Below are 13,008 nucleotides of genomic sequence, written 5' to 3'. Positions count from 1 at the left end.
CCCATCTACCTTAGACTTTAAGCCTAGATAAACAACCTTAACAACTGAATTTCAGCACAAATAGAACGAATTATTTCAAGAAAGGAAATAAAACCATGTTAGAAACCAAACCTCGTGATATTCAAATTTTGCCGATTGGGACAGATACAACAATATTGCGAGCCCGCAGTTGGACAAGGCTAAGATTTGAAATAGAATACGCCTTGGCTAAAGGTACAACCGCTAATTCCTTTTTAATTCAAGGTGATAAAATCGCCTTAATTGACCCACCAGGAGAGACTTTTACAGAAATTTATTTAGCAGCTTTACAACAAAGAATTGATGTCGAAACTGTTGATTATGTAATTCTTGGTCACGTTAATCCTAACCGGGCTGCAACATTAAGAACTTTACTAGAAATTTCCCCACAAATTACCTTTGTTTGTTCAAATCCAGGAGCGATAAATTTAAAAGCAGCGTTAGAAAATCAAGATTTACCAATTTTGGTAATGCGGGGTGAGGAAACTTTAGATCTAGGTAAAGGACATCATCTGCAATTTATTCCTACACCTAATCCCCGCTATGCTGATGAACTTTGCACCTACGATCCCCAAACAGAAATACTATTTTCTGATAAGTTATTTGGGGCGCATACTTGTGGTGATCAAGTATTTGATGAAGGTTGGGAAATTTTTAACGAAGATAGGCGTTATTATTTCGATTGCCTCATGGCTCCCCACGCCAGACAAGTAGAAACAGCCTTGGATAAATTATCAGATTTACCAGTCAGATTGTACGCCACTGGTCACGGTTCATTAGTTCGTTATGGTTTAATTGAACTTACCCATTCTTATCGGGAATGGATTCAACAACAAACTAATGCTGACATGACCGTAACTTTGATTTATGCTTCTGCCTATGGGAATACAGCAACATTGGCTCAAGCGATTGCACGTGGTATAACCAAAGCAGGAGTTAGCGTCGAGTCAATTAACTGCGAATTTGCTGACCCCGAAGAAATCAAAACCGCAGTTGAAAAATCAGCAGGTTTTGTCATCGGTTCTCCCACTTTAGGCGGCCACGCACCCACACCAGTACAAACAGCTTTAGGAATAGTTCTCTCCACCGCTACTAACAACAAACTCGCTGGAGTTTTCGGTTCTTTTGGTTGGAGTGGGGAAGCAGTTGATTTCATCGAAAGCAAACTCAAAGATGCAGGTTACAGATTTGGTTTTGACACCATTCGCGTCAAGTTCAAACCCAACGAAGTCACCTTACAAACCTGTGAAGAAGCAGGAACAGATTTCGCCCAAGCACTCAAACGTGCTGCGAAAAAAGCAGTTGTCGCTAGACAACCTGCAACTAATGTTGAACAAGCAGTTGGTCGCATTGTTGGTTCTTTGTGTGTTGTTACCGCTACTCAAGGGGAAGTGAAAACAGGAATGTTAGCATCTTGGGTGGCACAAGCCAGCTTTAGTCCTCCTGGTTTAACCATTGCCGTAGCTAAGGACAGGGCGATGGAAAACATGACCCACACTGGTAATGAATTTGTTGTCAATATCTTGACAGAGGGACGTGAAATACGCAAACAGTTCATGAAGGTCTACACCCCTGGACAAGATAGATTTGCCGGTTTAGCGATGGAAGAAGCAAGTAATGGTGGTGTAATTCTTTCTGGTGCTTTATCTTACCTGGAGTGTTCTGTCCAAAGTCGTATGGAAGTCGGTGATCATTGGTTGGTTTATGCCACTGTTAATGATGGGAAAGTGTTAAACCAAGATGGTGTGACAGCGGTACATCATCGCAAATCCGGGAGTTATTATTAACCCCACCCCTAGCCCCCTACCGCAAGCGAAGAGGGGTAATTTATCTTTTTCCTAGTCTCCCGTTGAGAATGCGTGTTGTGAGGCTCTGCCTCGAGCAGCAAAAGGGAGCATTCCAATCTATCCCCCTTAGACTGCTTGGTAAATGAAGAATTAGATTTATTCGAGCTTGCAGCCCAACAACGGTACCATATATCACTATATTGTCCTGATCAATGTACCACCAACAGGATTAACCCGGATTTCTCACAAGCAGTAAAAAATAAATTTACATGACCTGATGTGAGACTAAATTTTCATACATCATCAATCAAAACTGAATCGCAGAGATAAATTAAATATAAAATCGCATTTATAAAGCTAAAAAAGTCACTATCTTTTTATTGGTAGTAAAATCAAAATGCTCTGTTCATAAAATTAAGCATGACAAAACAAGACTTGAATCAACCCAAGGGTGAAGTATGATTAATTAGAAATAAGTAAAAGGCAATTTAACTTCAAATTAAGCAGTATTAGTCAGCATTATTAAGCGTTTATGAGCAGTAGCAAAGATATGTCTGTATGGGCAAGAACTAGTAATCGCAATTAAAATGGGACGTGTACTTACAGTAATTAAAGCTCCTAACTGCAATAATTTGGTACGAATAGTCCCAACATTAGCATTTTGTAATTCGGTTTTAGCTAAACATTTTTGACCCAAGGCATTGAGCAAAACCTAAGCTATAGAAGAGAACCATAAACCTAATTGATTTACCGTAAATGTATGGTTGCTTGTTCTATCACTAAAAAGTTCTAATTGTTGTTCTTTAAAACGATTTTCCATCTCCCCTCGCTGACAATATTTTTGTCTATATAGTTGACTAGGAGGTACTTTCTTAGTAGAAAGTGAAGTTACAACAAAACGAACATTAGTCCCTTTTACTCCATATTCAACTTTAAAAACAACACGACGACTACGGCTCCAAGATTCACGAGCTTTATAGTCTAACGATTTATAGCAAATTGAGTTATTAATCAAGTCACAAGCAAATTCTGTAAGTTCTTCATCTGGTTTAAACATAGTTTCTAAGAATGAAACTACTGTTGATAGTTTTTCCTCAAACTCAAGGGATGCTCTACTTTGAGTCTTTCTAGTCATCCCAATTAAACGACTATTTTGCGCCAATCCAAAAACATCATCCACACCCATTTGGGATTCACACCATGTGATGATATCGTCTCTAGAATAAGCACTATATCCACCTACTAAAATCTCAACATTCTTCCATTGTTGACCTATTTATTTAATCACTCCTTGTAGTTCTGATAATGTCCCAAATGCTGGGTCTACGTTTGAAGGGTGAAGTTTGGCTGCTAATAGATGTTTTCCACAGAAAACATAAAGTGGAGCATAGCATTATCCCCCATTATAAGTATTGAAGAAAACTTGCTCCTGATAGCCGTGTACTAAGTCATCAGTTACATCTAAATCCAAAACAATTTATCTTGGTTCTTTGGCGTAAGATTCTAGAAATATTTTGACAAGTAAGCTTTCAATTTCTGATGGAGAATGCCAGATTTCATGGTACCCGCTTTCTGCTCCTTGTTCCACATCTTCAGGACAATGTTCCAGGGGATTTAATGTACTCTTTCCTGCCAATTTTGCAGGTTCATTCTCTACTCCAATGCTTTTTCCTAAAGCTATAGCAAACATCTGGTCATGACGTAATTATTCGTGGTCATTCAAGTCTTCATACCCCATGACCAGCCCGTATATTCTTTGTTTAATTAAGCTCTCTATTGAATGGTCAATCCGATTTGGCTTTCGCTAATCTTGGAAACATTGTGCAAACTGTGATGTGATTTGCAATTTTCTGTCTATTTCAGCAATTAAGCTGAATCCTGCATCTGCTCTTACTTGTCCACCCTGGAAATTGACTATGACTGGCAGCCATTTTTGTTGCTCAAATTTCAACTGTTTTGGTATACAATCTGTTGAAGATAGGGTCATGGTTTCCAACTGCTAAAATGCCTGCTATATATACATTTCCGCAGTCTTTGACCCCTTTTTTTTATCTTCTTGTGACAAATCCGGGTTAGTTGCTCAAACCCGATTCTTCCTGACCAAATTGGTAGATTAGCCTGTTTAGTTTGTAATTTTACGAGTTGTGATTATTAAATCATTAGCAATTTCATATTCACCTGTGTCTACATTAATTTAAATAATTTTGCCAATGTTCTCTGTTTTCTCTACTAAAAGACGGATTTTATTTTCGTAGAGTTCTTTACCACGTTTGGTAATTTCTTCACAACTTATTTTAGGGTAAGGCATAGGGGCAACCTTGAATTTCAAGTTAATAGACCTATGGTGTTATTCTAATATATTGAGTTATACTAACCCTTCCACTTCAACAAGCTGTGGGAGCTCTTTCATTTATCCATTCTTTCTAATTCCTCTCGCAATACCCGCCGTAGTGTTGCTTATAAGGGTTCACGGCGTTTTTGAATATACTCAAGCAAGGCATCATTAATTAGGGTTTGGTAATTTCCCACACCTGCTTGATGTACTTGTACTTGTTGACGAAACCATGCCAGTATTTCATCATCTAGGCGAATTGTAATCCGAGTTTTTCCAGGTGATGTTGGTTCAATTGCACCCCGATTACCTTGACTAAAAACAAAGATTGCGTGGGTGGGTGGGTGTTAAAAAAGCTATTACCGAAGAAATACCTGAAATTCATTCTGCACAAGACTTGTCAGTCTTTTTGTTCTTTAGACACCCGCGTACCTTACACAGTTAGGTTTTTAGCCATTTTATCCATTGACAAGATTTCTGAAATGGAGTAAGAGTAGACCATCCAGGCAACTGAACCTTGAAAACCAAATACAGATAGGCTTTCAGCACGCCGCTATTGCAATTTCACTTAATCCCTAATAGGGATTGAAACTCTTTCCCAAATTCAAATTATTTTTTTGAACATATTATTAGTACGAATATACTCAACTTAGCGCCAATTATTCACCTTACAGAGGAGCAATTTTACCAACTCTGTATGGTGGATGATTTAAACCTAGAACTCACCGCAACAGGACAACTGATAATTCTCCCAGGTTCAGGAGGAGAAAGTGACCGTAGAGAAGCTAATTTAAATTTTAAAGTAGGTCTTTGGAATCACCAAACCCAATTAGGAATAGTATTTAGTTCCTCAACCATATTCCGACTTCCCAATGGTGCAAAACTGTCACCTGATGTTCCTTGGATAAAATTAGAACACTGGGAAGCATTAACTGAAGAAGAACAGGAAAAATTTCCCCCACTCACACCAGATTTTATTATTAGACCTGTCAGGAAAATTAGCTTGGTGTGAAAAAAATGGTAGAAGGGAATGTTGAGGGTGTAGGAAAAGGAAAAATCCACTAAATTAACTATATTCAAGAATATCCACATCGTAGAAAACAAATACTGGGAATAACTAACCATCAGTTTCAAGACTTGTTAGCCTAAGGTGAAATACAGCATAAAAAACTTCAAGGTGACATAGAAAGTAAAAACATAGGTATAAATCAGAAAGGAGGAGGGGGGAAAGGGAAACTAGAGATAAAAGAACAGGTATGTCTATGCTTGTTCTATTGGAGGACAATGCCAACATTTGAGGTTTTAGGTTTGCATTTCGGTATATCCAAAACGGAAGCAAAGGACACATTTCATTACTGGCTAGAGATATTACGAAATGTTTTCCCTGCTAGTCTCCTTGAACAGCTAGAAAAATATGATAGTGATTATGCCATGGCGACTCAGAACAAAAGGCAGGAAACAAAGAGTTTTCTACCAAGGGTATTCTTGTTGAACAGGTCATTAGACTTGTAAAAATATTCCGGGTACCTCAACAAAGATTTCCCCTGAATTCCTGAATTTACTCACAAGTAATTATTACTATTTGTGGTTTAGTCACATTAGGAATCGGTTCATGAGTTTTGCCAATTTCATAAATGTTATGGATATGAGGTCAGTTATGAATTTGTCATCAACATCTTCATGGATAGTCCCTATCATTGACTATTCCCAACCCTGATTCTTTCCTTCGCTCTTTCCTGATCTTAACACTGTGGAAAGCCAGACACCGAATCCTTTGTAAATTTTCAGCCCTCTCTATTAGGAGAGATCACCCTTGGCCTGATACTTTTGATATCTCTGCATTCCATCACACACAATCAGTAAAGGCCCAAGTACCTACATTACCGTAGGTAACTGTCCAAGCTACTTCTTGGCAGGGTAACTCTCAACGCAAAATTGAATTAATTGCAGATAAATCTCCTTCTCAGGTACAACCATCATTGACTTGTGCGGTTGTTAATAAAACTTAAGTACGTTATTAATCATACGTTTGGGGGAACTTGAACTTTAAGTAGTTTATTCAACTAAGGTATTGGTGATGAGAGCAATCGACAAAGGGACAAGTCTGTGGTTTGGCGTAATTCTCATAGCAGTTCAATAACCTTAGCCAAAAAAAGAGTATGAAAAGAGGGCTGATGTAGTAGAATAGTCTTCCAAAACAACAACTCAAAATCTTCTACATTGCCTATGTTCGATATCCTAACACTCTTGCAAAGCCTGCTACCAGAAATAAAAGTGACGACGATGCGGCAATTGAGCTCCTTCGTCATGGCCATGTTAGTGATGAGTGGCAGAGTCACAATGTTGGGAATCTCTCGTTGGGCAGGCATAGGTGGTAGTTATCGGACAGTGATGAGATTCTTTCAAACCTTCATACTGTGGGGGATGATAGTACTCGATGAATAACCAAGATAATAATTATTGCCAGCAGATAACTGGGAAAACTAAACTTTTGGGAGTTATTGGACATCCTGTAGAACATTCTCTTTCACCAGTGATGCACAATGCTGCACTGACTAAATTGGGGTTAGATTATGTTTATTTACCTTTTCCTATTGCACCGGAAAATCTAGAAATTGCGATCGCAGGTTTTGCGGCTATTGGGGTTGTGGGTCTCAGTGTGACAATTCCCCATAAACAGGCTATAATACCTATATTAACAGAAATTTCCCCTATTGCTCAAGCTATTGGCGCAGTCAACACTGTTACTCATCAAGGTAACAAATGGGTAGGGACAAACACAGATGTAGAAGGATTTATAGCCCCTTTGCAAACCACATATCAGCAAGATTGGAGTCACAAGAGGGCAGTCATTTTAGGCAATGGTGGTGCAGCTAGGGCAATTGTGGCTGGTTGTGTGCAGCTAGGGTTGGCAGAAATTCACCTTGTGGGCAGAAATATGTATAAATTGAAGGAATTTCGCCACAGTTGGCAATATTCACCTTATGTGGATAAATTTCAAGTCCATGCCTGGGAAGAATTACCAAAGCTAATTCCCCTAGCTAATTTGCTAGTAAATACAACTCCGATAGGGATGTATCCCCAGGTAGATGAATCTCCTTTGAGTGCTGAAGATATGGCAAATTTACCTTCAGGTGCTATTGCTTATGATTTAATCTACATCCCCAAACCCACGAAATTTCTAAAATTAGCAGAAACACAAGGTGCGATCGCTATAGATGGTTTAGAAATGCTAGTTCAACAAGGTGCAGCAGCATTAAAAATTTGGTTGCAACAGGAAACAGTCCCTGTAGCCGAAATGCGTCAAACACTGCAAAATCACCTGGGATCATGAGTAATTTTGAGTAGGTTTTATATAACGATTGTAGGCAGAAGATGATAGGTGATAGAAGGTATATTTATACTCCCCCAACACCCCCAACACCCCCATCACCCTATTGCGGCATCTTCATATACCTTTCCTGTCCTTGGGAATTATAGAGAAATACGGGTAGGTTAGAATTTTCACTGATGACTCCTAAAGCCTCTTGCAAGGCTTGTAAATGACTTTGGACACCAGGGTTACTTTGTAATGCTTGGTCATACTCTGGGGTTAAACGGACAACAATACCCCTAGTTTCGATGTTAAAAATGCAAAACCGCATCTTATTAACACAGGTTTTTCCCAAATCAGCGCGAGTTTGTGCCAAATTACCATCGAGTTGTTGTTTTTCTTTTGCCTGTGCTTGAGCAGTGGAATAGGGTTGAATGAGGGATTGTGCTTGACTGTAGAAAGAACTATCTTGAGAAACCTGTTTAGCTATCTGTACAGCTTGCTCCCAAGATGCTATTGCTGCCTGCCATTTATTTTGTGTTTCATAAACTTTAGCTTGATTAGCCATGTTGACGGCTTGTTTGAAGTTGAGAGCCGCAGCAGCTTGTTTCTTAGCGCGGTTGCGTGCTAACCTAAGTTTAGGCTGATAATCCGTTAAAAGGTTTTTTGCTTCCTGGTGTGTTGTGCTGTTTGAGGGAATACTTTTCAAATCATTAACAACTTCTTGCCAAGCAAACTGTACCCTTTGCCAGTCATTATCCGATTTAGCATTAGCTTCACGCTTGAGGGCTGATTCAGCTACAGTTTTGGCTGTGGTGAGTTTTTTCAGCCATGATTCTTCACTGAGCAATTGCTGATTGAGAGTCTGTAAATTGCTTTGATACTTGGACAAATTTCCCCGCACTAGTCCATATAGTTCGTTACCAGGTTTAATAGACTCTAGTGGTATGATTGCTTGTCGCCATAAACTTTGTCTAGCACGTAGCTCTTCCAGGCTAGTTGGAGGGGTTTTGGTTTTTTTCTCTGCTATATTTGCAGACTCTAAAGCTTTTAGTACCTGGGTAATTTTTGCTGATTGGTCAGAAAAACTTAAATTGATTTCCTGGGCTGATTGATAACGAGGCGACCATTGAGGAATTACTTTGAGATCAGAAATAACTGTATCTATTTGTTGTTGTACTGCTACTAGTTCTTTTTGAGACTTAGCCTGACGGATCAATTCTTGGGTATTGCTTTTGAATTGCTGGGCTATTTGTAATTCTTTACACTCACCAATCACACAAGCACGAATCAGAAAAAAATTACCACCACCAAAAATAACTGCCACTCCCAATACCCCACCTAAGAGGATGGGTAAGGATGAAACAGATAGGTGTTTGGTTTTCGATAAATTTTTTCCATCTCCGAAGGGGTCAAACTTTTCTGCTTCTCCTGGGCTATCCTTACTCTCCTCAAGCAATGAATGATCTGAGCCGAATAAAGTATCTGAGCTATATGAACTATCTGAGATATTGTCATCTACTAGTAAGTTAAATGGATTATCCGACATATGGTCGTCTACTAGTAAGTTAAATGGATTATCCGAGATATTGTCTTCTGTGGTAGGAGATGGAGAGGGAGGGTTGAGAATATTGAGTGGAGGAAAAATCAATTGGTGATTTGCTGTACTGTAATCTGAGCCTGTGCTGGCTTCTTCTCCGATAATTCTTGAATCCTCTTGTATCTTTTTAGGCTTAACAATTATGGAATTCTTAGTGTAAGGTACTTTTTCTCCAGAAACTCTCACGTAAAATTTCACCCTTTGCTCATGATATTGAGATTGCGACTGGAGTGTTTCCTCAAGTACCGCAAATATTTTTTGCGTCTCAAGAGATACATTTACAGGGTGTTGAATTAAAACCATCAGTTCGTCATTTTGGATGGCACATCGAACCTGAAAAACTTTGTCAGGTGGAAGTTCCATCTGTAGTTGTTCTTCTAAAATACTGGCTATAAGCTGCATATCTTCTTTTTTCAATGTGACTTTAATCATGGTCTTACTGCTAATGTTCTATATAGTTTTATAGTTTTTATGCTCTTTGACCATGTGGAATAAAGTATTTATGTTTGTTACATACATATAGATACATACAGCAGATTGCAGATGAATGATGTACAGAATCTAAATTGAAACCTAGACAGCAAGAGAGTTTTACTGGTGACTCGTGACTCCTGCTGTATTTTCTTGACCCCAGTTTTACATCAAACAGAAGAACTTTTTTGCACTAAGTTATATCTGTTACCAGATAGTAACAAACTAGTGATAGTTGAGGGTTCTACTTCTTTATACTGCTAGATGATAAATTAGACAATCCAAATGGGAGTATAAATTATTTAAGGAAAAATATACAAGGATAGCCCAGTAATTATTAGAGACTGGCAAGTTGGTCGAGAGGGTGGGTGGTTTAGGTGTGATTAACCAAATTACAGCGGGTGGAGTTCTGGAAACGAACTTGCTACGCTTGACGAATTCGATAAAATTAATTCGTGTTAAATAAATTTTCTAGCCAAGCAAAGCGTAATTATGTAATCTAAGTGCTGTACAAACGATCAGATAAAACTAAAAAGCTGCTTTGGAATTATTAATACAAGGTGTGTGTCAATGGATTTATTGGAGTACCAAGTTAAAGAATGGTTTGGCAAGATGGGCATTCCCGTATTACCATCCCAAAGAATTGACCATCCTACAGATTTGAAACGCTTAAAAATTCGTTATCCGATTGTACTAAAATCGCAAGTACACGCAGATGAAAGAGCTAAAGCTGGTGGAGTCAGGATTGTGGAAACCACGATTGATGCGATCGCAGCGGCTCAGAATATCTTCAATTTGCCGATTTGGGGGGAATTGCCAGAGGTTTTGCTGGCAGAATCTAAGTATGATGCCAAGGATGAGTTTTATTTGGCTGTTGTTTTAGATACAGCCCTGTGTCGTCCGGTACTTTTGGGTTGCAAAGAATCAGATATTGATTGGGAATCTCCAGGGGAGAAAATGCAATATGTGGTTGTAGAACAGGAATTTTCGCCATTTTATGCCAGACGGTTGGGATTGAAAATGGGGTTGCAGGGTGCGCTGATGCAGTCAGTCAGCGACATTGTAGAAAAAATGTATCAGTTATTTGTGCAGAAAGACCTGGATTTAGTTGAGATAAATCCTCTAGCGGTCAGTGCTGCGGGACAAGTGATGGCTCTCAATGGTAAAATTAGAGTCAACCCCAGGGCAATTAACCGTCATCCAGAAATCGCCCAAATGGCAGCCAAAATAGCAAATAGAAATAAAATAAGCAGGACTAACAATATTTTGGGTGATGGCAATGGGTTAGGAGTTTATGGGAAAATCGGTATTTTAGCCAATGGGACTGGTTCATTGTTGACTACCTTGGATGCAGTTTTTAATGCGGGTGGTAAACCTGGTCTGTCTTTCAATTTACGGCATTCTTTTTTAACTGATACTACACCAAATACTTTTTGCGATCGCTTGGCCACAAGTCTGAGAAATTTAGCCAGCGACAAAAGTATTCAAGTGATTCTGATTAATTTTCTGGGGACTATTCCTGATCTCTCCCAAATGCCAAAGGTTGTTGCTAACTTTATACAAGTGGACCCGCAAGAACTGAAATCTCCTTTATCAACTACTAGTAAAAATAAGTCCAGACATTTACCCAGGATGGTTTTCCGTCTTGCTGGTACTGATTTTCAGGATACCAAGAAACATTTAACTGCACTCAACCCTGAAAGTGACACGCTGATAATAGTAGAAAATTTAAATGAAGCTGTGGCACAAGCAGTCCGTTTAGCTAAACTACCTGCGTACAAAAAGTAGTATCCATTAACAGTTAACAGTTATCAGTTGAGTGACTAATAACTAATGACCAATGATCTACGATTAATAACTAATGACTAAATTTTATGAACTTAAGAGCAGACAGCAGAATTTTAATACAAGGCTTTAGTGAATTTATATCAGCAACTCATATTGCTCAAATGAAAGCTTATGGCACTAATTTGATAGCTGGTGTTCAGCCTGGATGTGGTGGACAGATGAAGTATGATCTGCCAGTGTTTGATTTAGTAGAGGAAGCAATATCAAAATTGGGGGCAATTGATACGACAATTATTTGTGTCCACCCTTATCAAGTTTTAGATGCGGCATTGGAAGCGAGTGCATCTAATATTAGACAGATAATTATTATTTCTCCTGGTGTGCCACCGTTGCATATGGTGACATTACTCCGCAAAACTGAGACTCGTGAAATATTGGTGGTAGGGCCGAATAGTCCGGGAATTATTGTTCCTGGTAAAATCCTCTTAGGGACTCAACCGAGTGAATTTTATACACCTGGTTCAGTGGGAATTGTTAGCCGTAGCAGCACTCTAACTTATGAAGTGGCTTGGGAATTAACCCAAGCTGGTTTGGGTCAATCAATTAGTGTGAGTATTGGTAGTGATGCTATTGTCGGTTCATCGTTCCTGCAATGGTTGCAAATTCTAGATGAAGATGAAACTACCGATGCGATCGTTTTAGTCGGTCAACCAGGAGGAGGGAGTGAAGAAGCTGCTGCACGATACATAGCTGAAGCTATTGATAAGCCTGTTATTGCTTATATTGCAGGTAGACACGCACCACAAAGTAAATATTGGCATCAGACAGGAAATATAGCAACTGTTGTCAGACGTGATCCCAATTTTGGCACTACACAAAATAAATTAGCGGCTTTCCAAGCAGCACAAGTTCCTGTGGCTGAATATCCTGCACAGATTCCCGAATTTTTGAAGAAGGTAATGGGGAATACGTGATTGGTGATTGGTGATTGGTGATTGGTGATTGGTGATGTTCACCAACATTAGACATCTGGTGACAAGAATGTAGAGGCGGTTTCTGAAAGTCTTGACAAGGGTTTTGGATAACGCGCTGTTTAAAGTGGATTTTTCTAGATAGTTCTTCCTGATCAACTTAATTTCGATCACGTTTTGGGGTTGAAGTCAACGCCCTTGCTTAATTATTTTGGGGCATTGGGAATTACTTTCTTATCCTTCTCACTCCTGAACTACGAATTCTGATACATTTGTGACAAGTTAAGCCTGAAAGTCTTGTGTCAAGAGGCTTTTGCATAAATATGGGAAAAAACTGGTCAGTCCCACTTTGAAGATCAGGAAAAGGAGCGACAATTGACTTAAAATTTGGTTTTGGCTTCTGTTTGATAATACCTAAATCTCGATTTTGAGGGTCAGTAAAATATTTAACAGGATCTGTTGCCTTACCTTTTTGATGAGCCATAGTAGAATGATCAAGACCAAGATAAATCATTTCTAATGAAATCTCATCAAAAGGCAGAGAAAGTTGATCTGCTACGGTATCACCTAAATCTACTAAAACACCATAAAATAACCACGTTGCCCAAATTTGCAATTTAATTCCATTGATTGAACCTGTTCATAAATAACTTAAACCCAAGAGTCTTTTGACCGTATTAAAAGCATCTTAACTTTGCCTTGACTAAGTTTTGTGGGATTACACCACA

At 38.9% G+C, this 13,008-nt stretch carries 8 protein-coding genes and 3 pseudogenes; 7 read left to right on the top strand and 4 right to left on the bottom strand.

Features of this window, described 5'->3' with window-relative positions; translation table 11 throughout:
• The first annotated feature begins 95 nt into the window (after positions 1-95).
• Positions 96-1,805, top strand: coding sequence for a diflavin flavoprotein (locus AAZO_RS05630; RefSeq protein ID WP_013190502.1), 1,710 nt, complete (start codon positions 96-98; stop codon positions 1,803-1,805).
• A 499-nt stretch (positions 1,806-2,304) separates the two neighbouring features.
• Here the strand turns inward: AAZO_RS05630 and AAZO_RS28945 are convergent.
• Both AAZO_RS28945 and AAZO_RS28940 read right to left on the bottom strand, forming a co-directional pair.
• Positions 2,305-3,792 (bottom strand): annotated as a pseudogene (locus tag AAZO_RS28945) (IS1380 family transposase).
• Positions 3,793-4,262: 470 nt separating this feature from the next.
• The gene (locus tag AAZO_RS28940; protein ID WP_228371663.1) at positions 4,263-4,433 is read right to left on the bottom strand and encodes a BrnA antitoxin family protein; all 171 of its coding nucleotides are present in this window, start codon (positions 4,431-4,433) and stop codon (positions 4,263-4,265) included.
• 329 nt (positions 4,434-4,762) lie between these two features.
• Here AAZO_RS28940 and AAZO_RS05615 point away from each other — a divergent pair, with 329 nt between their 5' ends.
• The 4 genes and pseudogenes from AAZO_RS05615 (at position 4,763) to AAZO_RS05600 (ending at position 7,471) form a co-directional block, all read left to right on the top strand.
• Positions 4,763-5,149: a Uma2 family endonuclease gene (locus tag AAZO_RS05615; protein ID WP_338027166.1), complete on the top strand. Its 387-nt coding sequence runs from the start codon at positions 4,763-4,765 to the stop codon at positions 5,147-5,149.
• A 272-nt stretch (positions 5,150-5,421) separates the two neighbouring features.
• Positions 5,422-5,649, top strand: a complete 228-nt coding sequence (locus AAZO_RS33360) for a transposase family protein (protein WP_013190500.1) — start codon at positions 5,422-5,424, stop codon at positions 5,647-5,649.
• A 714-nt stretch (positions 5,650-6,363) separates the two neighbouring features.
• A pseudogene (locus tag AAZO_RS05605) lies at positions 6,364-6,567 on the top strand (transposase); the annotation flags it as partial.
• Between the two features lie 7 nt (positions 6,568-6,574).
• A complete protein-coding gene (locus AAZO_RS05600) occupies positions 6,575-7,471 on the top strand; it encodes a shikimate dehydrogenase (protein WP_013190498.1) in 897 nt (298 codons plus the stop codon).
• 100 nt (positions 7,472-7,571) lie between these two features.
• On the opposite strand, the gene AAZO_RS05595 is transcribed toward AAZO_RS05600, so the two are convergent.
• On the bottom strand, positions 7,572-9,452 hold the full coding sequence (locus AAZO_RS05595; protein ID WP_228371523.1) for a hypothetical protein: 1,881 nt from the start codon (positions 9,450-9,452) through the stop codon (positions 7,572-7,574).
• 639 nt (positions 9,453-10,091) lie between these two features.
• Between AAZO_RS05595 and AAZO_RS05590 the strand changes: the two genes are divergently transcribed.
• Together AAZO_RS05590 and AAZO_RS05585 are read left to right on the top strand one after the other, a co-directional pair.
• The gene (locus AAZO_RS05590; protein ID WP_013190496.1) at positions 10,092-11,309 is read left to right on the top strand and encodes an ATP-grasp domain-containing protein; all 1,218 of its coding nucleotides are present in this window, start codon (positions 10,092-10,094) and stop codon (positions 11,307-11,309) included.
• A gap of 86 nt (positions 11,310-11,395) precedes the next feature.
• On the top strand, positions 11,396-12,283 hold the full coding sequence (locus AAZO_RS05585; RefSeq protein WP_013190495.1) for a succinate--CoA ligase subunit alpha: 888 nt from the start codon (positions 11,396-11,398) through the stop codon (positions 12,281-12,283).
• A gap of 223 nt (positions 12,284-12,506) precedes the next feature.
• On the opposite strand, the pseudogene AAZO_RS28930 reads toward AAZO_RS05585, so the two are convergent.
• Positions 12,507-12,968 (bottom strand): annotated as a pseudogene (locus AAZO_RS28930) (hypothetical protein); the annotation flags it as partial.
• Positions 12,969-13,008 lie beyond the last annotated feature (40 nt).

Origin of the sequence: 'Nostoc azollae' 0708 (assembly GCF_000196515.1) — a bacterium.
Lineage (GTDB): Bacteria > Cyanobacteriota > Cyanobacteriia > Cyanobacteriales > Nostocaceae > Trichormus_B > Trichormus_B azollae.
This window is presented reverse-complemented; position numbering and strand designations above follow the sequence as displayed.

Bases quoted from the DNA above. Each gene is read 5' to 3' on its own strand.
- AAZO_RS05630 (WP_013190502.1), top strand. From the start codon at position 96: ATGTTAGAAACCAAACCTCGTGATATTCAAATTTTGCCGATTGGGACA.
- AAZO_RS33360 (WP_013190500.1), top strand. From the start codon at position 5,422: ATGCCAACATTTGAGGTTTTAGGTTTGCATTTCGGTATATCCAAAACG.
- AAZO_RS05600 (WP_013190498.1), top strand. From the start codon at position 6,575: ATGAATAACCAAGATAATAATTATTGCCAGCAGATAACTGGGAAAACT.
- AAZO_RS05595 (WP_228371523.1), bottom strand. From the start codon at position 9,452: ATGCAGCTTATAGCCAGTATTTTAGAAGAACAACTACAGATGGAACTT.
- AAZO_RS05590 (WP_013190496.1), top strand. From the start codon at position 10,092: ATGGATTTATTGGAGTACCAAGTTAAAGAATGGTTTGGCAAGATGGGC.
- AAZO_RS05585 (WP_013190495.1), top strand. From the start codon at position 11,396: ATGAACTTAAGAGCAGACAGCAGAATTTTAATACAAGGCTTTAGTGAA.